General features: G+C 44.7%; 17 protein-coding genes and 1 pseudogene. 3 read left to right on the forward strand and 15 right to left on the reverse strand.

From position 1 onward, the window contains the following. Positions 1-157 precede the first annotated feature (157 nt). On the forward strand, positions 158-1,882 hold the full coding sequence (locus tag AC04Q6_RS16305) for an ammonium transporter (RefSeq protein WP_118071127.1): 1,725 nt from the start codon (positions 158-160) through the stop codon (positions 1,880-1,882). 117 nt (positions 1,883-1,999) lie between these two features. Here AC04Q6_RS16305 and AC04Q6_RS16310 read toward each other — a convergent pair whose 3' ends face one another. The 11 genes and pseudogenes from AC04Q6_RS16310 to AC04Q6_RS16360 all read right to left on the reverse strand — a co-directional run bounded on the left by AC04Q6_RS16310 (position 2,000) and on the right by AC04Q6_RS16360 (position 14,959). After that, positions 2,000-2,650 carry a trimeric intracellular cation channel family protein gene (locus AC04Q6_RS16310; protein ID WP_021976261.1) on the reverse strand — a complete coding sequence of 217 codons (651 nt, stop codon included), beginning with the start codon at positions 2,648-2,650 and terminating at the stop codon, positions 2,000-2,002. Between the two features lie 200 nt (positions 2,651-2,850). Continuing rightward, on the reverse strand, positions 2,851-3,363 hold the full coding sequence (locus AC04Q6_RS16315; protein ID WP_118062624.1) for a transcription repressor NadR: 513 nt from the start codon (positions 3,361-3,363) through the stop codon (positions 2,851-2,853). A 194-nt stretch (positions 3,364-3,557) separates the two neighbouring features. After that, positions 3,558-4,412, reverse strand: a complete 855-nt coding sequence (gene nadC, locus AC04Q6_RS16320) for a carboxylating nicotinate-nucleotide diphosphorylase (protein WP_021976263.1) — start codon at positions 4,410-4,412, stop codon at positions 3,558-3,560. A 22-nt stretch (positions 4,413-4,434) separates the two neighbouring features. Continuing rightward, the gene (locus AC04Q6_RS16325) at positions 4,435-5,694 is read right to left on the reverse strand and encodes an FAD-binding protein (protein WP_118071126.1); all 1,260 of its coding nucleotides are present in this window, start codon (positions 5,692-5,694) and stop codon (positions 4,435-4,437) included. 19 nt (positions 5,695-5,713) lie between these two features. Beyond that, a complete protein-coding gene (nadA, locus tag AC04Q6_RS16330; RefSeq protein WP_021976265.1) occupies positions 5,714-6,619 on the reverse strand; it encodes a quinolinate synthase NadA in 906 nt (301 codons plus the stop codon). 443 nt (positions 6,620-7,062) lie between these two features. After that, complete coding sequence (locus tag AC04Q6_RS16335) at positions 7,063-8,238, reverse strand: MalY/PatB family protein (RefSeq protein ID WP_118062627.1); 1,176 nt, start codon at positions 8,236-8,238, stop codon at positions 7,063-7,065. A gap of 31 nt (positions 8,239-8,269) precedes the next feature. Continuing rightward, positions 8,270-9,168: pseudogene (locus AC04Q6_RS16340) on the reverse strand (DUF3737 family protein). 503 nt (positions 9,169-9,671) lie between these two features. Then, the gene (locus AC04Q6_RS16345) at positions 9,672-10,589 is read right to left on the reverse strand and encodes a sugar phosphate isomerase/epimerase family protein (RefSeq protein ID WP_118071124.1); all 918 of its coding nucleotides are present in this window, start codon (positions 10,587-10,589) and stop codon (positions 9,672-9,674) included. After that, complete coding sequence (locus AC04Q6_RS16350; RefSeq protein ID WP_118071123.1) at positions 10,586-12,691, reverse strand: cytidylate kinase family protein; 2,106 nt, start codon at positions 12,689-12,691, stop codon at positions 10,586-10,588. The genes AC04Q6_RS16345 and AC04Q6_RS16350 overlap by 4 nt, the downstream gene beginning before the upstream one ends. A 45-nt stretch (positions 12,692-12,736) precedes the next feature. Continuing rightward, the gene (locus AC04Q6_RS16355) at positions 12,737-13,570 is read right to left on the reverse strand and encodes a sugar phosphate isomerase/epimerase family protein (protein ID WP_118062631.1); all 834 of its coding nucleotides are present in this window, start codon (positions 13,568-13,570) and stop codon (positions 12,737-12,739) included. 384 nt (positions 13,571-13,954) lie between these two features. Beyond that, positions 13,955-14,959 carry a Gfo/Idh/MocA family protein gene (locus AC04Q6_RS16360; protein WP_021976271.1) on the reverse strand — a complete coding sequence of 335 codons (1,005 nt, stop codon included), beginning with the start codon at positions 14,957-14,959 and terminating at the stop codon, positions 13,955-13,957. 525 nt (positions 14,960-15,484) lie between these two features. On the opposite strand from AC04Q6_RS16360, the gene AC04Q6_RS16365 reads away from it, so the two are divergent. Continuing rightward, positions 15,485-16,768, forward strand: coding sequence for an O-acetylhomoserine aminocarboxypropyltransferase/cysteine synthase family protein (locus AC04Q6_RS16365; protein WP_021976272.1), 1,284 nt, complete (start codon positions 15,485-15,487; stop codon positions 16,766-16,768). Between the two features lie 174 nt (positions 16,769-16,942). On the opposite strand, the gene AC04Q6_RS16370 is transcribed toward AC04Q6_RS16365, so the two are convergent. The 4 genes from AC04Q6_RS16370 to AC04Q6_RS16385 form a co-directional block, all read right to left on the reverse strand. Further along, a complete protein-coding gene (locus AC04Q6_RS16370) occupies positions 16,943-17,707 on the reverse strand; it encodes a peptidoglycan recognition protein family protein (protein WP_021976273.1) in 765 nt (254 codons plus the stop codon). Positions 17,708-17,748: 41 nt separating this feature from the next. Continuing rightward, entirely contained in the window at positions 17,749-18,042 is a 294-nt protein-coding gene (locus AC04Q6_RS16375; RefSeq protein ID WP_118062634.1) for a phage holin family protein, read from the reverse strand. A 481-nt stretch (positions 18,043-18,523) separates the two neighbouring features. Continuing rightward, positions 18,524-19,534, reverse strand: a complete 1,011-nt coding sequence (locus AC04Q6_RS16380; RefSeq protein WP_015525727.1) for a GGGtGRT protein — start codon at positions 19,532-19,534, stop codon at positions 18,524-18,526. Positions 19,535-19,574: 40 nt separating this feature from the next. Beyond that, positions 19,575-20,267, reverse strand: coding sequence for an iron-sulfur cluster assembly scaffold protein (locus AC04Q6_RS16385; protein ID WP_118071121.1), 693 nt, complete (start codon positions 20,265-20,267; stop codon positions 19,575-19,577). Between the two features lie 246 nt (positions 20,268-20,513). Between AC04Q6_RS16385 and AC04Q6_RS16390 the strand changes: the two genes are divergently transcribed. Beyond that, a complete protein-coding gene (locus AC04Q6_RS16390; protein ID WP_118062635.1) occupies positions 20,514-21,251 on the forward strand; it encodes a TraX family protein in 738 nt (245 codons plus the stop codon). The last annotated feature ends 433 nt before the right edge of the window (positions 21,252-21,684 follow it).

Below are 21,684 nucleotides of genomic sequence, written 5' to 3' on the forward strand. Positions count from 1 at the left end.
TCGTAAAGGCGCGGAAGGGAATTTCCTCTCTCCCGCGCTTTTTCGTTATACTGATACTGGATAAATTCTGTCTGTTTTATGATCCGGTATTGTAAAAATCCTTCCTGTATATGCCTTATATAATAGGAAGAAAAAAATTGGGAAAGGGAGTGTTACTATGTATTCTTCAGTAAACACAATCTGGGTCCTCGTCGGTGCGGCACTGGTCTTCTTCATGCAGGCCGGATTCGCAATGGTCGAAACAGGATTCACAAGAGCAAAAAACGCAGGTAACATCATTATGAAAAACCTGATGGACTTCTGTATCGGTACCCCGGTCTTCTGGCTGGTTGGTTTCGGTATCATGTTCGGTGCAGGAAACGGGTTCTTCGGTAAGATCGGAGGAGTCGCCTCAGAGGCAAACTATGGAAATGCAATGCTTCCGGATGGCGTTCCTTTCTGGGCATTTCTCATCTTCCAGACTGTATTCTGTGCTACCTCTGCTACCATCGTCTCCGGTGCCATGGCAGAACGTACCAAGTTCATCTCCTACTGTATCTACAGTCTTCTGATCAGTCTCGTTGTTTATCCGGTATCCGGTCACTGGATCTGGGGCGGCGGATTTATCAGTCAGATGGGATTTCATGATTTCGCAGGTTCCTGTGCCGTTCATATGGTCGGTGGTGTTGCAGCACTTATTGGCGCCATCATCCTTGGACCCCGTATCGGAAAATATTCCAAATCCGGTAAATCCAGAGCGATTCCCGGACATAACCTTACCGTAGGTGCCCTTGGTGTATTTATCCTCTGGTTCTGCTGGTTCGGTTTCAACGGTGCATCTACCGTCAGCATGGAAGGGGATGCCATCGTAAGCGCAGGCAAGATCTTCGTAACAACAAACCTTGCCGCTGCTGTTGCAACGGTAACCGTTATGCTGATCACATGGATTCGTTACAAAAAACCAGATGTCTCCATGTCCCTCAATGGTTCCCTTGCAGGACTGGTAGCCATCACAGCAGGCTGTGATACCGTATCTCCTACCTCTGCAGCTATCATCGGAATCATTTCCGGATTTATCGTAGTATTTGGTATTGAGTTTATTGACAAAGTTCTCAAAATTGATGATCCAGTTGGTGCTGTTGGTGTACACGGCCTCAACGGTGCTTTCGGAACACTGGCTGTAGGACTTTTCTCCGACGGTGCAGGTACAGAATGGAAAGGACTTCTCACAGGCGGCGGTTTCCACGGCTTCGGTGTTCAGTTCATCGGTATGGCAATCACCATCGCATGGGTAGCTGTTACAATGACAATTATCTTCCAGGTGATCAAACACACCATCGGCCTTCGTGTTTCCGCTGAGGAAGAGATCGCAGGTCTGGATATGAAAGAGCACGGTCTTGCAAGTGCATACGACGGATTCTTTGTACAGGATACCATGACAAAAGCTCCTGCTCCAATGGGAACTTCCGTAAAAGATCCGGTTATCAAACACGCACCTTCCGCTCCTGCTGAATCTGTTCCTGAGATTCCTGCTGACGGCGTACACAAACTGACAAAAGTTGTTATCATCACACGTCAGAACAAGCTGGACGAATTTATGCAGGCCATGAACGAGATCGGGGTAACTGGTATCACAATTACAAACGTTATGGGATGTGGTGTTCAGAAAGGTGCTCCAACCTACTATCGTGGTGTTGAAGTAGACATGAACCTCCGCCCGAAGGTTAAGATCGAGATCGTTGTAAGCCTTGTACCGGTTCAGAAAGTTATTGACACTGCAAAAGCAGTTCTTCATACCGGCCAGATCGGTGATGGTAAAGTCTTCGTTTACGACATCGAAAACGTTGTCAAGATCCGTACCGGCGAGGAAGGCTTCCTGGCTCTGCAGGATACAGACGCATGATCTTTTTATAAGAAAAACATATAAAATCTTTCTACGCAATATAAACCAAATGAAAGCCAGAAAAGATCCGGAACATTATCTTTCAAATGTTCCGGATCTTTTCCTGTATTACTACTCTTATTCTCTCCGAAGCCTCGGCAAGTTCCACCGGTAATGGGCTGCCAGATACCGGATCAGTATCACCACCACAGTTCCGATCACCATGGCAGGAACGCTGCCCCACAACCGGTATATCCACACGTATACAATGGCACCTACAATGGAAGCGCAGGCATAGATATGGCGCACAAAAATATACGGCGGCACGCCTGCCATCATATCACGGATCAGTCCGCCGCCAACGCCTGTAACCGTTCCAAGGAATACAAGAAAAAACGTCCTTCCCATATATCCTTCCGTGATCCCTTTATCCACTCCCATAACTGTAAACACACCCAGGCCCACAGAGTCCATCACCAGCATTATCTTATCATAGACCAGCCGGTTCTCTCCTTCCAGCAGTTCCTGTTTCCAGTACATTATGGCGAACACAATACAGGATGTCACAGTTGCCACAATGGTATATATGGGATTCTGAAACATTCCCGGCGGCACGATTCCCAGAATGATATCTCTGGTCGCTCCACCTCCCACGGCTGTCACCACGCCCAGAACACAGATCCCGAAAATATCCATTCCTCTCTGTGCTCCTACCATTGCTCCGGAAGCAGCGAATGCAATCGTTCCCGCCATTTCCAGAATAAATGTAAATAAACTCTGAGAATCCATTTCCCCTCCATACATATCCGGCTGCTGTTCTTTCTCGTCCCATATTTGCAGCCTGTTTTCCCCCACCTGTGCATTTTTTACAGGGTGCAAGAAGGAACCCTGTTCACACAGGATTCCTTCTCTTATCTTTCATTTCACTTTTCTTATTCTAACAGAATTTCCCTATTCTGTACATCTTTTCTTTTTGTATCCGATTTCTATTATTCTGCTTCGATCAGAAAGCCTCGTCTTTTCAGCATATCCTGGATCATATCCAGAATTTCTTCTGATTCTGCCTCTACTTTATGGTAATGGTAATCCGATGTAATATTCTTCAGAGGACTGGACTTACCGTTTCGAATGTCCTCCATAAAATTCTCCACCTGGCGCCTGGAGCCGATATTCAGTTCTGCCTCGATGTGTCCGTAAACTCTGTGATTGACCATTACGTTGATCACTTTTCCGCCAAGATCCACAATTCCGCAGAGTTCATTCTCCAGATCCGCATCTGTATGATGCACCTTAAAGATCCGGCTCACTGTATGCGGGGCGTTGAGGATATATCCCCGGTTGGTGGAGATCACATTATTCCCCTCTGCACGTATCAGTGCAATATCCTGCACGATCACCTGTCTACTGACCTGAAATGTTTTGGCCAGAGCGCTTCCCGAGACCGGCCGGTCACTGTTTTTAATTTGATCCATGATCGCTGTCCTGCGTTCTGAACCAGTCATTTAAGCTTCCCCTTTCCTGGCTGTGCCTGTACTTTTGGTCCTGATATCTGTTTTCCTCATTCCTGCGATATCCCCCACCCGTTTCAGATACTGTCAATTATGTTTCTGTGTTCGGCACAATACGTACTTCTGTTTTTCTGATGTTCCGGGTATTTCTGTCACAGCACTCGGTATTCTGTAAAATTCCGTGATCTTCAGAAAAGCGGATGAAGGTTCTTCAGGGAAATATCAAGGATCGGTGCAGAATGTGTTAATGCACCACTTGATACATAGTCTACACCAACATCCCTGATCTTTGCAATATTTTCTTTTGTAACATTTCCGGAACACTCGGTTTTGGCTCTTCCGTCGATCAGCTGTACGGCTTCTTTCATCATTTCCGGAGTCATATTATCAAGCATGATGATATCTGCGCCTGCTTCAACTGCCTCTTTTACCTGGGCAAGGCTCTCTACTTCCACTTCGATCTTACGGACAAAAGGAGCATACTCCTGTGCCATTTTTACAGCTTTCGCAACGCTTCCTGCTGCTCCGATGTGGTTGTCTTTCAGAAGGACTCCGTCAGAAAGATTATATCTGTGGTTCTGGCCGCCGCCTACACGTACTGCATATTTTTCAAAAATACGCATGTTCGGTGTGGTTTTTCTTGTATCCAGAAGGGTGATGCCGGTTCCTTCAAGAAGGGATGCAACGGAATGGGTATAAGTTGCAATTCCGCTCATTCTCTGAAGATAATTGAGGGCTACACGCTCACCGGAGAGAAGTACACGGATATCACCGGTAACTTTTCCCATCTTCTGGCCTTTTTTTACTTCGTCGCCATCCTTGCAGAATAATTCTACTTTTGTGTCAGCATCCAGAAGTGTAAATACACGGCTGAAAATTTCCAGTCCGGCAATGATTCCGTCCTCTTTGCAGATCAGATCTACTTCTCCCGGAACCGCCTCTTTCATAACGGAATTGGTGGTAACGTCTTCACTTGAAATATCTTCTTTTAAAGCCTCCAGGATCAGGTGGTCTACCTGGAGTGTCATTGTGATCTTATTCATTATACAGTACCTTCTCTTTCTTTCACGCTGCTCCTGCAGCACTTTTCTTTTCAGTGGAGATTGCTTTTGCGGCACGTTTGGCAAATACAAGACTTTCCAGCAGGGAATTGCTTGCCAGGCGGTTGGCTCCATGTACCCCATTGCAGCTGGTTTCGCCTACTGCATACAGCTGGTCCATACTGGTCTTGCTGTCAGAATCAACCCAGATACCGCCCATAAAATAATGCTGGGCAGGAACTACCGGGATACATTCTTTTGTTACATCGTAGCCTTCCTCCAGGCATCTTTCGTAAATATGCGGAAAATGATGAAGGATGGTATCTTTGTCAATGTTTTCCATAGAAAGCCATACATGGTCGGTTCCTTCTTTTTTCATCTCTTCCTGGATTGCCTTTGTTACCACATCTCTTGGGAGCAGTTCGTTGACAAAGCGTTCTTTTTTGCTGTTATAAAGCACTGCACCCTCTCCGCGGACGGACTCGGAGATCAGAAATCTGCGGCCAGGTTTCTTGGAATATAATGTCGTAGGGTGAATCTGTACATAGTCCAGATGTTCCAGACGTACATTGTGTTTTTTCGCAATATCCAGGGCATCACCGGTAAGGTGCGGATAGTTGGTGGAATGCTGATATCTTCCGCCGATTCCGCCGCTTGCAAGGATGGTATCCTCTGCATAGATTTCTACCGGAAGCTCTCCGCCTGGCTGGATTTCTTCCTGGATCTTTACGTTTTTTCCTGCTTCCATTGCTTCCAGACGTGTTTTGTTTGCTTCTGCGGAAACTGCCTTCAGTCCGATGCATTTGCCGTTTTCCACAAGAATGTCCTGCATGGAAGTATATTCCAGAACAGTCACATTTTCAAGTTTCAGAACCTGTCCCAGAAGTTTTTCGGAGATTTCTTTTCCTGTGATATCTTCATGATAAAGGATCCTCGGTTTGGAATGTGCGCCTTCTCTTGTGTAGGCAAAATCATCTCCATCCATTTTGAAATCCACGCCATAGCCTACCAGGTCATTGATCACATCTCTGGATCCCCGGATCATAATGTCTACGGATTCTTTTCTGTTTTCATAATGTCCTGCTTTCATGGTGTCTTCAAAATAGCTGTCATAATCATTTTCATCACGGAGCACACAGATCCCGCCCTGTGCCAGGAAGGAATCGCTGCTTCGCATATCTTCTTTTGTGATGATCACGATTTTTTTGTCTCTTGGAAGTTTCAGTGCGCTGAACATTCCCGCAACACCTGTTCCTACGATTACTACGTCTGTCTTGATTTTCATTGTTTTCGCCTCTCTGTCTCTATTTTGCAAGTTCCAGCATTCGCTCCAGCGGTTTCTTTGCTTTTTCTCTTGTTTCATCAGTTACATGGACTTCATTTTCTCCGGTTTTCAGAACATGGAGCACTTTTTCCAGAAATACTTTTTTCATGTTTTTGCAGACTGGTACGGTTTCTGTGAAGTAGAATTTTTTGTCCGGGCAGGTGGTTTCCAGTTTGTACTGTACGCCACATTCTGTGCAGATGATGAATTCTTTGTTGTTGCTGTCCTGAGCGTATTTGATGATCCCGGATGTGCTTCCGATATAATCTGCCTGTTTCAGGACTGTCTGAGGACATTCCGGATGGGCCAGCACAAGTGCTTCCGGATGGGCTTCTTTTGCTTCTTTTACTTCTTCGGGATCCATAAATTCATGAACGATGCAGAAGCCTTCGTTATAGATGAAGTGTTTTTCCGGTACCTGTTCTGCGATAAAGTGGGCCAGGTTTCTGTCCGGGATGAAGAAGATATTTTTATTTGGGAGTGCTTTTACGATCTTTACGGCGTTTGCGGAGGTTACGCAGACATCGGAGAGTTCTTTTAAGGCTGCTGTGGAGTTGATGTAACAGACAACTGCTACATCATCGTATTCTTCTCTTACTTTTCGGATTCCTTCTTCGGTTGCCATGTGTGCCATGGGGCAGTCTGCGTCCATTGCGGGCATGAGTACGGTTTTGTCCGGGCTTAAGATCTTGGCGCTTTCTCCCATGAATCCTACTCCGCAGAATACAATGGTTTTTTCTTTTGCGCTGGCTGCGATTTTGCTGAGGTAAAAGGAGTCTCCTATATAGTCTGCTACGTCCTGTACTTCGGGGCGCACGTAGTAGTGCGCCAGGATGATGGCGTCTTTTTCTTTTTTTAATTTCTGGATTTCTTCTGCTACTGTCATTATTTTCACCTTTCCTACAGGGGGTTTTTCTTTTATTCCTGCTTTTGTTTTGTGGTTTTTTCAAAATATCTTACACATAATACCATAGTTCTTTACATGTGACAAGACAGTTGTTTGATTTGTTGTAAAGTTTTTGTTAAGGAATGGATGGATTGGTTGCAGACGGACGGGGATGGATGGCGAAGGGGTGTTCAAATTTTAAATAAAATGAATTCGTGTGTGTATTTATTTTGGGTTAATTAATTACTTGATATTTTTTTACCTGGTAAATTTAGTGATTAACATTTTTTTGAATAAAAAAGACCTGGTGTTTGCAATAATTACCAGGAATATATATTCCTGAAATTACTGTAAGCTCCAGGTCTCTTGATTTTTTCAGTGAGATGGGGTTATTGGAATTTGCTTCTGTTTCGTATCTTTGCTCTGAATAATTGTTTGGTTGTTTATTCGGTTTTATTTTTCTGTTCCAGGTATGCCTGGGTGCTGTCTTTCAGGCGATTGAGGCCGTCTATTACTGTATCTTTAGGGCAGGCGAGGTTTACGCGTAAGAAGCTTTGTCCGTTTTTATACTCATTGCCGTCGCATACGTAGAGTCCGCTGTGCTGGCGGATGAAGGCATAGAATCTGGTTGCATCGTCGGTTACTTCGCGGCAGTCCAGCCAGAGCAGGTATGTGGCTTCTCCTCTGACTGCGTGGATTCCTTTTATTTCTTTTGTGATAAATTCTTCTGCATATCGTCTGTTTTCCCAGAGATATTCTCTTAAGCTGTCCAGCCATTCTGCTCCGTGGTTAAAGGCAGCTACCGGTGCGATAGCTGCAAATACGTTTGGTTCTGCCACTTCGTCTGTATTTAATCCGCGGTTGACCCGATGCCGCAGTACGGGGTTTGGAACGATCACTGCTGCCGTCTGTAGTCCTGCCAGGTTAAAGGTTTTTGTAGGTGCCACGCAGGTGATGCTGTTTTCTCTGCAGGTCTCAGATACTGAAGCAAAAGGTACGTAGTCTTTTCCTGGTTTTGTCAGGTCGCAGTGGATCTCGTCAGATAATACCAGTACGTGATGTTTTGCACATAATTCGCCAATCTTTGCCAGTGTTCCTCTGTCCCAGATCTTTCCTATGGGGTTGTGCGGGTTACAGAGAATCAGCAGGGATGCCTGTGGGTCTGAAAGTTTTTCCTCAAGGTCTGCGAAATCAATTTCATAGGCACCATTTTCGTAATGCAGCGGGCTTTCCAGGATGAACCGGCCGTTGTTGATGATGGAGTTAAAGAAAATATTGTATACCGGAGTCATGACCACGACTTTTTCTGCTGTGGTTGTCATCTTACGCACAATGCTGGAGATTGCAGGTACAACACCTGTGCAGAAAATCAGCCATTCCTTTTCGATAGACCACTCATGGCGTGTTTTCCACCAGTTCTGATAGGCGTCATACCATTCATCTTCAATCAGGGTATAGCCAAATACTCCGTGCTGTGCTCTTTTTATAATGGCTTCTGTTATCTGCGGAGCTGTCTGAAAATCCATGTCAGCCACCCACATGGGCAGTTCTTTTTCTGTTACATCCCATTTCATGGAGCCAGTATGACGGCGGTCTGTTTTTTCGTCAAATATGCTCATTTCTTTTTCCTTTCTGTATCTGTCAGAGCTTTTATGCTTCCGGCGCTTTATCCAGCTTTTCCCCAACTGTGGGACAGATAATTTCGGTTTCAGCCGGATCGATCTTTTCCGGATCCAGAATCAGTGTTTCAATCTCATCTGCCTGGATCCTGCCTTCTGACGGATTCATGACACTTTTGATCCTGCCGTTGATCTGTGCATTGATCCCTTTCGAATACTCAAAAGCCAGAGTTGTATTCAAAAGGGTACAATTGATCATTTTCAGATTTTCAATATAACACAGTCCCTGCAGACTTTCTATGGTACAGTTGATAAATGTGAGATTTTTTGAATTCCAGCCCAGATACTCTCCATGAATCACAGAATCATATACCGTAACATTCTCGCTGTTCCAGAAAGCATCTTTTGACAACATTCTGGCATTGTGGACTTCCATATTTTTTGCACCGTCAAAGGCATAGTTGCCAACAAGTTTGAAATCATCGATGGTGATATTTGTGCTGTTCATGCCAAAATAATCACCCCTGGCCTGTACATGTGCAAGTTTTATACCCTCACAGTTCCAGAACGTCTCTGCCGCATTGGCAAGATACACATTATCAAGAGTCACATCATGACAGCGGCGGAAATTTTTCGGCGCCTCAATCAACGTATCCTCGATCCGGATATGATCCGTATACCACACCCCAGAACGCGCCATCTCCAGCCAGGTACAATCCTCGCCTCTATATTTTTGCTGTACCAGAGCGGATATTTCCATTGAAACGAACTGTTCTCCAATACAATATCCCGACTCTCCTTAAGCGGAGACTCCCCATCATTAAAAATCGTCTGTTCAATATGCAACTTCTTCCCATGAAACAAAGGCCGCTCTCCTGTAAGATACGCACCCTTTAATTCTTTATCTGTTTTTATATTCTCTACACTCATTTTCTATCCTCTCTACATTCCTGTCATTCACACGTTACTTTTTATATTTTAACATCTAAAGTTTACTTTAGGTCAAGTATCTAATTGTTATTATCACGTTAAATGTAAAGGTAACTTCCTGATTATAAGACTTAATTCCGGGTAGCTGACGTTAGGGGGACGGACATCGCCTCTTCATATAAACAATCGTTATCATTATACCCCACACATCATCTCACATACAAACTAAGCCATTGCAGCCGTCCAGCGAAGCGCCCGACGGCCCACCACCCACCGAGCAGCCACTCAACTTATCATCCTCAACAACCCTATACCTCCGCCCACACCGTCACACAGCCACCCTACCCCTCCCAAAATCTGTACGGACGCACACCCCCATCCAACTTCCCACTTTGAACACACAGCCCCGGGCAGCGGAATGGATCTGCTGGCCGGGGCGTCCGTTTTACTAATCAAAAAAGAAAAAATCCGCCGCACCCAGCACGACAGATTTTTCCCCACCACTATTTTAATAATTCCCGTTCAATCCTCTCCCGAGCCTCCGGTGCCTGCCTATCCATCTTCTCCGGAAAACCAAACATCGAAACACAGGCAATATTATCACCACCAGCCTTCGGCGCATCCGCCCTCAGCTGTTTATTCGCAAAATCCATATCTCTTAAGGTTTCAAAAATACCATCAAAATCCACATCACCCTCACCCATGGCAAGATGCTGATGTACCGTCACATCCGCTTTTCCACGGCCATTCAGCCACGGCGGATTTAAAATATACCGACAATCCATAGTCTGATTAAAAGTATCTGCAAACAGTACATGAGTCAGCTCATCTCCTACATATTTCAGCATGGACCGTACATCCCCTTTACCCTCATCATAGAAGAACCCATGAGGAGAAGAATACACATAACCAAGGTTCGGAGACCGGAAAGATTTTACCATATCACAGGTCTCATTATTCAGCTCGCAGAAATCATAAGGATGAGACTGGATCTCCACGCGGATACCTTCACGCTCGATCAGCGGAAGCAGCTCCTCCATGGATTTGAACCACATTCCATTGCAGATTTCCTGCTGGTTGGGATCACCGGAAAGCTCTGTATTAATAACCTTTACGCCCATATCTCCCGCAATCTGGATCATCCGTTTCCAGTTGGCAACTGCAAACTGTCTCTGTTCCTCTGTGGGGCCGGACCAGCGGTATACGACGATAAAGGAAGAAATCTCCACGCCGGTTTCCCGCAAAGCCTGTCTGTATTCCTGTTCACACTCCTTGGAAAACAGCGGATGTTTATAGAACGGATTGATCCTCGGATGTGGAGACTGCTCGATATATTTATATCCCCAGTCTGCCACCTGATGGACCATACGATTGATATCCATCTGTTTTGCAAGCACATCTACATCAAATGCGATCTTCATGACGCATTCCCTCCTTTTTCTTCTTTATTTTTGATATAATCCAGGATCAGACCGGCCGCTCCGGCTGCACCTGTTTTGGAAACATTGATCACCATATCATAATAATGGGGATCGTCTCTGCGGATTCCGGTAAATTTTTCATAATATTCATTTCGGATCTGGTCACGCTTCTTCAGCTCGTCAAGAGACTGGCCTTTATAATATTCCCGGCCTTCTTTTTCCCGGTAATCATCATCTGCATACACGAAAAAGCTGTATGTATGCGGTTCTCCGCGAAGCACATAGTTGGCACATCTTCCCAGGAATACACCAGGACGCCTCTTTGAAAGTTCACGGATGATCCGGCTCTGCACCTCAAACATCTGGGCGCCTGTATAATCTGCTGCCGCACCTGCCGATGAATGTCCGTACGGGGAAAACGTAAGCTCGGAATCTTCATAATTGTAAGAATCCAGATACTGTCTTACACTTTCCAGATCTGCTTTTTCCATACCGAATTTTTCTGCCATGAGACAGATGATCTGACGGTCATAAACCCTGCAGTCCAGCGCTTTTGCAACATCCTCCGCGATTTTTCTTCCGCTGCTGCCGTACAGTCTTCCAATCGCTACATTGATCCTGTTTCCGGAAACTGCCGGTGCTGGCATGGACTGGATCTCTCCCGGTACAGAAACGTTTCCTTCTCCGGATTCTCTCTGGATCAGTTCCCGCATCATCTTGTCATAGACTTTATCCAGCTGATAGCAGGCCGCGATCACAAACATCACTACCCAGATTGCTACCGGAACATACAGATAAAAACCTTTGATCACACGGATAGCTTCTGCAGACTGCTCTGCTGCGGTTGCCTTGGTGCCATCAAAATATGCAGCGGAAAGGATTCCACCCATGATAGCGGAAGTCAGTCCGGAACCGGCTTTCTGACCCATGCTCATAGATGAGAACATCAGACCTTCCACACGTTTGCCTGTTTTCCACTGGCCATACTCAATGGCATCACTTGGAAGAGAATACTGCACGCCATAGAACGGTGCGATTCCGATTCCTCTCATGATACAGGTCACAACACCAAGAGAAACACTGGTAATATTCATCAGGAACAGAAGCTGTCCCGCAACACCCAGGATGCAGCCTGCACAGATGAGATTTCTTTTTCCATAACGGGGAAGCACCTTTGGCAGGAGGGCAATTCCTGCCACAGTTGCCAGTTTCTCCGCTGCTGAAAGAGGCATAACAAAGTCTACATTTCCAAGTACATACTGACAATAATAGGTAAGGTCCGTTCCAATGATGATCTGATATGCAGTATAAAAGATCATCAGCCCCAGGGCGATAAGGAAATACCGGTTGGTAACGGTTGCTTTAAAAGCTTCCACAAAAGGAATATCTTCTTTTTCCTGTTTTGCCGCAGAAACACGCTCTGTACAGACCATGTAAGTGTTCACAAGCACGCCGACGGAAATGATCGCATAACCTGCTGTTACCAGGATCCAGGCCATCTGCTGGTTGCCGGTAACATTTGCCACGATATTGATCAGCGGCAGCGTGAACGCGGTAATGATCATACTTGCCGTGATAGACAATACCATACGGATGTTACAGATCACATCACGCTCACGGCGGTCACGGCTCATCAGAGATCCCAGTGCGTGGAACGGCTGGCTGATGGCAGTGTATACAACCGTGTTCATAATGTTATAGGTCACAAAAGCATAGATGATCTTTCCCATGTTTCCAAGCGGCGGCATGGTAAAAAGAAGCACCGCTGCCAGCGCATAGGGAACCGCAAGTCTTAAGATCCAGATCCTGGCTTTTCCATATTTGGAATGAGTCCTGTCGATAATGGTTCCCATCAACACATCGGAAAATCCATCAAAAATGCGGGACAAAAGCATGATCATTCCAACGGCTCCTGCTGAAATTCCAACAACATTGGTATAAAAATAGATCAGCAGAGTTGTTGTCATGGTATACATCAGAGTCAGCGCCGGATCGCCAAAACAGTACGCAAGTTTTTCTGACACCGGAACCTTGATGAATTCATTCAAGTCTTTACCCTTCTGCTTATAATTCAACAATTCGGGGATTCCCTTACCAGCCATAGTATCTACCTCCTATCGGTTTAAGGTCGAACCTTTCTGAATGAATTATCCGAAATATTTCTGTACAAAATCTCTGGTAACTTCTGCTGCTTTTTTCACATTGTCCTCGTGGCTCATTGCATAGTACTCCGGACGGAACTCTTCGATGGTGCATACACCGTCAAATCCGATCTCTTTCAGTGCTGCCGCGATTCCAGCATGATCTACCACGCCTTCTCCCGGCCAGAGTCTCTTGTCGTCTCCGCAGGAGCCAAGTGGAAGATCCTCACAATCGTTTAAGTGGTATGCAAAAATCTTCTTACCGTCTGCTGCTTTCAGGTCTTCCAGACGGGAACACATCTCATGGAAATGGAAAGTGTCCACGGTAACGCCAACATTGTCTCTGTCTACTGCTTTTACTACATCGTATGCTGTTCCAAACTGGTTGATAGAGCAGTTCGGTGCACCACAGAACTCCAGGGAGATCTTCATATCTGCGCCCACTTTGTCAGAAAGGTAGCGAAGACGTGCAACTGCTTCTTCTTTGATCTCGCTGACAGATTTGTCTTTTACATCAAAACTTGGAACTGTTATCAGCATTTTCATTCCGATCGCTTTGGAAACTTTCAGGATAAAATCTACTTCTTCATCGATTTCTTTTTCCCCTGCCTCATCTCTCTGGTTGAAAAAGATCAGGGTGTTGTATGCCCACGGTTTCAGGTGATGATTCTTAAACCAGTCTGCCAGTTCTTCCAGTGTATGTTCTTTGAGATAGTCTTTTACGCAGTCAAAACGGATCTCAATGTAATCAAAGCCATATTTTTCACACATCTCCAGATCTGCCATAAGAGACTGTCCTTTGCATTCCAGTGCAGTTGCTTCATTAAATCCTAATTTCATCTTCGATACCCTCCATATGTCCGAAACCGGTGTACTTTGTCTGGATTTCTATGTCCTGTTTTCTGCGCACAGGGGAACCGCCCCTGTTTCTGTTGGATCATGCAGACTTTACCGATTCTTATTTTCTTTTTTATTTTTCTGTTGCTTTGTGTTTGTGCTATTTTGTATTTTTGTTATCCGTATTTTCGATTTGCCAGCATGCAGGCATTTCTTTTCAGCCTGATCTTTCTGGTTACTCTCACCGGCAGATTTCCCGCTGCAGTTTCGATAAAACCGTATCGGAATCGGACTCTGCCGGTGAATGCCGCCACAGGCTCATTGGGAAAGCCTGCGACAATAAGCTGGTATGATAACTCACACTTGATGAGGTGGAGTTCTGTAAAATTATTTATAAAATTCTGGTTTCTCAACTGCTGTAACGATCTTCTCGATCTGTCCGGTTTCCTGCGCTTTTACAAGAGCGTCTGCTGTGATCGCTGCCAGGTATCCATCCCATGCGTTCGGTCCTGTGATCACACCTGCTTCTGCATTGTCAACCCAATCCTGAACCTCTTTATCATAGGCATCTTTAAATCTTACGAAACAGTCTGTGTCAATGGCACTGGATACAGCTGCGTTTTTACGGATAGACGGATAAGCCGGCTGTGCCATTTTCAGTGCACCGTCCTCACATACTACTTCACAGTTGATGTCATATCCGAACTTGCAGTTTACAAATACTTCCACATCGATACACACACCTTTTTTAGTGCGGAGCATCATGATCTGCGGATCTTTCAGCTCGGAATGAGAATATTTGGTTACTCTTGGCATTACAACCTGTGCAGATTCATACTCGTCATCTACCAGCCAGTGAAGAACATCGATCTCATGGATTGCGGTATCGTGCACAGCCATTGGAGTATTATAATTGGTTCCTACTTCCGGGTTTCTATGTGTACAGTGAAGAATCAGCGGCTCGCCGTACTCTCCGGTTGCAAGGGCTTCCTTGATCTGCTGGTAGCCTTTGTCATAACGTCTCATAAATCCAAGCTGGATGAGATGTTTGCCTGCTGCTTCCTCTGCTTTCACTACTTTCAGGCAGTCCTCAGCAGTGGTACATAATGGTTTCTCACAGAAAATCCTCTTGCCGGCTTCAATTGCCTGGAGAAGGGAATCTACATGTGCAAAGCCCGGAGATACGATAAATACTGCATCTACGTCCTCTGCGTTGATCAGTTCCCTGCTGTCTGTGTAAACTTTTGCGCCGCAGATCTCGGCTGCTTTCTTTGCACTTTCCTCAAATACATCTGAAACAGCTACTACTTCTGCTCCCTGGATCTTCTCGGTCAGTCTTCTGATATGATCTCTTCCCATTCCGCCGCATCCGATAATTCCTACTCTTAACATTTTAAATTCCTCCGTTCATTTTTTAACCGAATCAACTGTGAAGCAGTTATTCGGTTATGAGCAAGTAGCGAAGCGGATTGCGAATATCCGCTTGACTCCTTTTATTGTTTTCTGTTTTCGTGTTCTTTTTGATGATGTTATATTATCATTTTGTGCACGTGAACGCAATATCTTTTTTATACAAATTTTCCATTTTGTTTTTATGCGTTTTTCACGATTTGTTACTTTATTCACAAGTTTTTATTGATTTTACAGCGTTTATGCGTGATTTCTATTCATTTTGGATGTGTGTTTCCAGTACGTTTTCTGTTTTTTAATCTGTTAATTTTCTAACATTTTTATGTGTGCACCAGAACGCAATGTTTTATTTCCCGTATACTTCGGTAAGGTTTATGGAGAATATTGTTGTATTTTCACACACAAAGAGTTATAATTACATATAGTTTTATATAAAGTATATAAATATATTCTCTTATCTGTATCCAAAACTTCTATACAAAAACACAACAGAAAGGATTTTTAAATATGAACGATTACAGCTTAGAAACCAAATGTATCCATTCCGGATACACTCCTTCCAAAGGCGAGCCATGCGCGCTTCCAATCTGCCAGAGCACCACTTACAAATATGACACCACCGATGAAATGGGCCAGTTATTTGATCTGAAAGCAGATGGATATTTTTACACCCGTCTCCAGAACCCGACCAATGATGCCGTTGCTGCAAAAATTGCAGATCTGGAAGGTGGTGTTGCCGCAATCCTGACTTCTTCCGGACAGGCTGCCAACTTCTATGCAGTATTTAATATCTGCGAAGCGGGTGACCATGTTGTTGCTGCTTCTACGATCTACGGAGGAACCTTTAATCTTCTTGCCGTTACTTTCAAAAAACTTGGCATTGACTGTACCTTTGTTGATACCGACGCAACAGAGGAAGAGATTGCTGCTGCATTTAAACCGAACACAAAAGTTCTCTTTGCGGAGACCATCGCCAATCCAGCACTGGTTGTCCTAGACATTGAGAAATTTGCACGGGTTGCACACAAAAATGGCGTGCCTCTTATTGTGGATAACACCTTTGCCACACCGGTAAACTGCCGCCCGTTCGAGTGGGGTGCAGATATCGTCACTCACTCTACCACCAAATATATGGATGGACATGCCGTTCAGGTAGGCGGCGCCATTGTTGACAGCGGCAACTTTGACTGGGATGCTTACGGCCATAAGTATCACGGCCTGACCGAGCCGGATGAATCCTACCACGGCGTGATCTACACCAAACAGTTTGGCAAAAAAGCCTACATCACCAAGGCCACTTCCCAGCTGATGCGTGATCTGGGTTCTATTCCGTCTCCAATGAACTGTTTTCTTCTGAATCTTGGACTGGAGACACTTCCGCTGCGTGTTGAGCGTCACTGCTCCAACGCCCAGAAGATCGCCGAATACCTAAATGCACACGAAAAAGTTTCTCACGTAAATTATGCCGGACTTCCGGATGATAAATATCATGCACTGGCTCAGAAATATATGAAGGACGGCCGTACCTGCGGTGTTATCTCCTTTGAACTGACCGGCGGCCGTGATGCAGCAGTCCGCTTTATGGACAGCCTGAAGCTTGCTACCATCGCCACACACGTTGCTGCTTCCATTACCATGGTTCTTCATCCTGCCAGCCATACCCACCGCCAGATGAACGATGAACAGCTGGTTGAAGCAGGAGTTTCTCCTGGAATGATCCGCCTTTCCATTGGTATTGAAAACGTGGACGATATTATCAAAGATCTGGATCAGGCACTGAAAAATGCGTAAATAAAAAACATTAAGGGAAAATCCATCAAATAATCGATGGATTTTCCCTTTGATCTTTTTTGTAAAATGGGTTAAGCGGATATTCTCAATCCCACAGGAAATTTATTTGGAATTATTTTAGTTGGTTAAAATCTATTGCCCAATATTTTCAAAACAGAATTCATTTATAATACTTCAGCGGTTTGCATTCATGTGTTCAGCCACTTTCTTCCAGGTTTCTGCTCCGCAGATTCCATCGACTGTGATCTTTACATTTTTCTGAAATGCTTTCAGTGAAGTTTCTGTCTGTGTTCCAAAGATTCCGTCCACTTTTACCTGCAGCATTGCCTGTAACATGGAAACAGCAGACCCGGTACTGTTTTTTCTGATGATCGGAAGCTGTACATTCAGCTTCTCTGTTGTATCTGGTTTTTTCGTACTTTTACTTTCTGCTGTTTCATTTTTATTTTGTGAGTTTTTGTTTTTCATATATAATTCTGTTTTTTTCACAAATTCCGGCCACTTTTCTTCATCCATGAGGCGTCTCGGGCAGTGTTTTCTTGACGCATCGTAATGTCTTTTCAGCCGGTCTGTCCCCCATCCGTACTGTTTCAGCAAAAGAGCCGCCAGCTGTTCTGTCTTGTCTACCGCCGTATAATAATCTGTTTCCGGATTCACACAGATTTCGATATTGATAGAATTCCGGTTCGTGATTCCATACTTTCCTTTTCCGTCCCCTACTGCCCAGGCCCCGTCGCTGTGGTCCAACGTCTGATATACGGATTTTGAATCTACATAATAATGCACGGTACCAGCCAGATTGCCATTCTTCATTGCATTGGCATGAGCTTTGGCATCTGCCCCCTTACTCCAGTTATCCGTTTCATGGATCACAATATATGCCGGCCGGTTCTGGCCGATATAACAATTCTTTTTGCTGATCAATTTTATGATATTCATAAAAAATTTCCTGTTTTTTGTCTTCTCTTTATTCTATGCAGCTATTCATCTTTTTCCAGCTGTTTGATCAGCTGATTTACATATGTAGAAAGCCCCGCCACCAGAACTCCCTGTGTCATGGAAGTAAATACAGCCATTGCGATATCCTGTGCCGTATTATAGGAACAGGTTGCAAAAACATAGATCCCGCATACAAGGATCCCCACACCTCCCAGTATCAGTGGAATATATTTATCCTTCACAGCCTGGGCTTCCTTCAGCGCAATTCCCATAAAATACAAAGCAACTGCTGTGATCAGCAGTTCCGGTTTAATATAATTCACAAGCGCTTCCATAAACCTTCTCCCCCTTGCAGCTTTGTTTTATTTTATGAACTGCTCCGAAATTTGTTTCACAGATTCTTCAAAATTGCATCACGATTTGCTCACATTTTTTCGATATATTATTACCTGTAAACAGCAAGCAAGTAAATGCAACTGCTAAACAACTTTTTCTTTTTCATACTTTTAACCGGGAGCGTTAAAACTCCCGGTCTCCTTCCTTTTTTTAATACAATCGTAATACAAAGCGGTCATTCCCATTCCGCTTTGTACTTCAAAAAGGATACCGTAAACTCATCAAGACTGATGACCTTACGGTATCTTTTTTGTATTTTAAAAGTATTAGCTGCGAGTGATTGCTACGTGTTAGATATATGTTAGCTATTGCTGTTTTTCCAGGCTTTTTGAGAATATTTTGTTCTATTTCCAGGCAAAAAGAAAAAGGCCGCAAACCCTTGAGTTTACGGCTTTTTCGCTATTTTAAGCTATGCTTATATTAGAATTTGCCAGCGTCAGCAGCTTCCTGTACGGAAACAGCTACAGCTACTGTCATACCAACCATCGGGTTGTTTCCAGCGCCGATGAGACCCATCATCTCTACGTGAGCCGGTACGGAAGAAGATCCTGCGAACTGAGCGTCAGAATGCATACGTCCAAGTGTATCAGTCATACCGTAGGAAGCAGGACCTGCTGCCATGTTATCCGGGTGAAGTGTACGTCCTGTACCACCGCCGGAAGCAACGGAGAAGTATTTTTTGCCTTTCTCGTTGCACTCTTTTTTGTATGTTCCTGCTACTGGATGCTGGAAACGAGTCGGGTTTGTAGAGTTTCCTGTGATGGAAACGTCAACACCCTCTTTCCACATGATAGCAACACCTTCCGGAACGCTGTTAGCGCCGTAGCAGTTAACTTTTGCACGAAGTCCCTCTGAATAGGATTTACGGAATACTTCTTTAACCTCGTTCTTATATGGATCATACTCTGTCTCTACGTATGTAAAGCCGTTGATACGGGAGATGATCTGAGCTGCGTCTTTTCCAAGACCGTTCAGGATAACACGAAGAGGTTTTTTACGAACTTTGTTTGCTTTCTCGGCGATACCGATAGCACCCTCAGCTGCTGCGAAAGACTCATGTCCTGCAAGGAAGCAGAAGCAGTCTGTCTCTTCCTCAAGAAGCATTTTTCCAAGGTTTCCATGTCCAAGACCTACTTTACGTGTGTCTGCAACGGATCCCGGGATACAGAATGCCTGAAGGCCTTCTCCAATAGCTGCTGCTGCGTCAGCGGCTCTTCTGCAGCCTTTTTTGATTGCGATCGCTGCACCTACTGTGTAAGCCCAGCAAGCGTTCTCGAAGCAGATCGGCTGAATTCCTTTGATCTGATCGTAAACGTTCAGACCTGCGTCTTTAGTGATTTTCTCAGCTTCTTCGATAGAAGCGATTCCATAGCTGTTTAAAACAGAATTGATCTTGTCAATTCGTCTCTCATATGATTCAAATAAAGCCATTTCCTGTAACCTCCTGATATTTTTACCTTACGAAGTGTAATTACTCTTTTCTTGGGTCGATGATCTTAACAGCATCTGCAACACGGCCGTACTGACCTTTTGCTTTCTCCCATGCTGTGTTCGGGTCATCACCTTTCTTAATGAAGTCAGTCATTTTTCCAAGGCTTACGAACTGGTATCCGATGATCTCATCGTCCTCATCAAGAGCGATACCTGTAACATAACCCTCAGCCATCTCAAGGTAACGAGGTCCTTTTTTCAGAGTTCCATACATTGTACCAACCTGAGAACGAAGTCCTTTTCCAAGGTCTTCAAGACCAGCTCCTACTGCAAGTCCGTCCTCGGAGAATGCAGACTGGGAACGTCCGTAAACGATCTGAAGGAAAAGCTCTCTCATAGCTGTATTGATTGCATCACATACAAGGTCTGTGTTCAGTGCCTCCATTACAGTAAGTCCTGGAAGGATCTCAGCAGCCATAGCAGCAGAATGAGTCATTCCTGAACATCCGATTGTCTCAACAAGTGCCTCCTGGATGATTCCCTCTTTTACGTTAAGGGACAGCTTACAGGCACCCTGCTGTGGAGCACACCAGCCTACACCGTGTGTGAATCCGGAGATATCCTTTACTTCTTTTGCCTGAACCCATTTTGCTTCTTCCGGGATCGGAGCGGCACCATGATGTACGCCCTGTGCCACTGGACACATTTCTTCTACTTCGCGTGAATAAATCATTTTAAAACTCCTTTCAAGTATAGATTGACCGATGTTATTGAGAAAAAAAGTTCGATAACACCCTACGGCTATTTTCTCACAAAACCTTTGTTTCGTCCAGTCATATTTGATAAATTTTTGCCATAAAACGCATAATATTGGAAGTTATTCTGGCAGTATTGCATGCCTAACTGTCAAATATTTCTGGCAACTATTCTATGTATGTGATAATATATTATCAAGTTTAACCCTGGAGGTATATTTTTCATGAATGCATCTGTGGATTCTGTTTTTCCAGAAAAATACCGTATCCTCAGCGGAAGCGCCCTGAAGATGATTGCGATCATCACCATGCTGATCGATCATATCGGAGCTGTGATTTTAAGTATGTATCCGCCTGCACAGAAAGTCCTGTTTACGCTTCTCGGAAGGGAATACAGTGTGTATCTTATTTTCCGCGATATCGGCAGAGTGGCTTTTCCCATCTTCTGCTTTCTCCTGCTGGAAGGTTTCCGGCATACCAGGAGCCGTTTCCGCTATGGACGGAATCTCCTTCTTTTTGCTCTGATCTCAGAGATTCCCTGGAACCTGATGTTCACAAACACACTGCATTATGAAAGACAGAATGTGTTTTTCACGCTTTTCCTGGGATACCTGGCGTTTTGTGCCATCGAATATTTTAAGGATAAGCGCTTGATACAGCTTCTCTGTATCCTGGGACTGCTTGTTGTTTCCATTTTTCTGAAAGCAGATTACGGATGGCGGGGATATATTTTTCTCCTGATCATGTACTATATGCGAAACGATAAGCCCGGGCAGGCGATCCTTGGAAGCTGCTGGCTTTACTATGAATGGAGAGCCTGTTTCGCCTTTCTGTCCATTAACCTGTACAATGGGGAGAGGGGATTTATCCACGGAAAAGCGGCGAAATATTTCTTTTACTGGTTTTATCCAGTCCATATTATGGGACTGGTGATACTTCGACAGATTTTATTTCTGTCTTAATTCTTTTTTTCTTATTATCTTATATGGATGTGCGTGTTGTATGTGAAAAGTTTTGAGATTTCAGTTCTGCACTTTTCCAGTGGGGAGTTCTGAGAGGAGAAAGCACTCAGAGTTGCGAAGCCCGTTTTTCTCCCCTCAGGCACCCCTCTTTCCGGGCACGCAATTCGGCCAGGCCCCTTCATAATGTAACACTCCTGGTTCGGTCCTGTATTCCACTTCTATCACCCATTTATCACTGTGCCGATTATAATTGTATGTTCTGTTTTACCACATCTAAAAGTCAAACTATTCATTCATCAATCCAGGAACAGGCCTGCTACGCAGGCCGCCTTCCGTCCCCCTCTCACCCGATCGGCACAGCCTCTCGCAAACAATACCGTCGCATCCATCGCCCCATCAAAAAAAGCCACACTCTCAAAAAAGTGCGGCTTCC

The sequence above is a fragment of the Blautia sp. HA9023 genome (assembly GCF_056504095.1).

What these genes read in the sequence shown, in the direction of transcription:
- AC04Q6_RS16335 (WP_118062627.1), bottom strand. Translation starts at nt 8,238, where the DNA reads ATGAGCATATTTGACGAAAAAACAGACCGCCGTCATACTGGCTCCATG.
- nadA (WP_021976265.1), bottom strand. Translation starts at nt 6,619, where the DNA reads ATGACAGTAGCAGAAGAAATCCAGAAATTAAAAAAAGAAAAAGACGCC.
- AC04Q6_RS16355 (WP_118062631.1), bottom strand. Translation starts at nt 13,570, where the DNA reads ATGAAATTAGGATTTAATGAAGCAACTGCACTGGAATGCAAAGGACAG.
- AC04Q6_RS16305 (WP_118071127.1), top strand. Translation starts at nt 158, where the DNA reads ATGTATTCTTCAGTAAACACAATCTGGGTCCTCGTCGGTGCGGCACTG.
- AC04Q6_RS16365 (WP_021976272.1), top strand. Translation starts at nt 15,485, where the DNA reads ATGAACGATTACAGCTTAGAAACCAAATGTATCCATTCCGGATACACT.
- AC04Q6_RS16370 (WP_021976273.1), bottom strand. Translation starts at nt 17,707, where the DNA reads ATGAATATCATAAAATTGATCAGCAAAAAGAATTGTTATATCGGCCAG.
- AC04Q6_RS16345 (WP_118071124.1), bottom strand. Translation starts at nt 10,589, where the DNA reads ATGAAGATCGCATTTGATGTAGATGTGCTTGCAAAACAGATGGATATC.
- AC04Q6_RS16380 (WP_015525727.1), bottom strand. Translation starts at nt 19,534, where the DNA reads ATGGCTTTATTTGAATCATATGAGAGACGAATTGACAAGATCAATTCT.
- AC04Q6_RS16325 (WP_118071126.1), bottom strand. Translation starts at nt 5,694, where the DNA reads ATGAAAATCAAGACAGACGTAGTAATCGTAGGAACAGGTGTTGCGGGA.
- AC04Q6_RS16360 (WP_021976271.1), bottom strand. Translation starts at nt 14,959, where the DNA reads ATGTTAAGAGTAGGAATTATCGGATGCGGCGGAATGGGAAGAGATCAT.
- AC04Q6_RS16310 (WP_021976261.1), bottom strand. Translation starts at nt 2,650, where the DNA reads ATGGATTCTCAGAGTTTATTTACATTTATTCTGGAAATGGCGGGAACG.
- nadC (WP_021976263.1), bottom strand. Translation starts at nt 4,412, where the DNA reads ATGAATAAGATCACAATGACACTCCAGGTAGACCACCTGATCCTGGAG.
- AC04Q6_RS16375 (WP_118062634.1), bottom strand. Translation starts at nt 18,042, where the DNA reads ATGGAAGCGCTTGTGAATTATATTAAACCGGAACTGCTGATCACAGCA.
- AC04Q6_RS16315 (WP_118062624.1), bottom strand. Translation starts at nt 3,363, where the DNA reads ATGACTGGTTCAGAACGCAGGACAGCGATCATGGATCAAATTAAAAAC.
- AC04Q6_RS16385 (WP_118071121.1), bottom strand. Translation starts at nt 20,267, where the DNA reads ATGATTTATTCACGCGAAGTAGAAGAAATGTGTCCAGTGGCACAGGGC.
- AC04Q6_RS16350 (WP_118071123.1), bottom strand. Translation starts at nt 12,691, where the DNA reads ATGGCTGGTAAGGGAATCCCCGAATTGTTGAATTATAAGCAGAAGGGT.
- AC04Q6_RS16390 (WP_118062635.1), top strand. Translation starts at nt 20,514, where the DNA reads ATGAATGCATCTGTGGATTCTGTTTTTCCAGAAAAATACCGTATCCTC.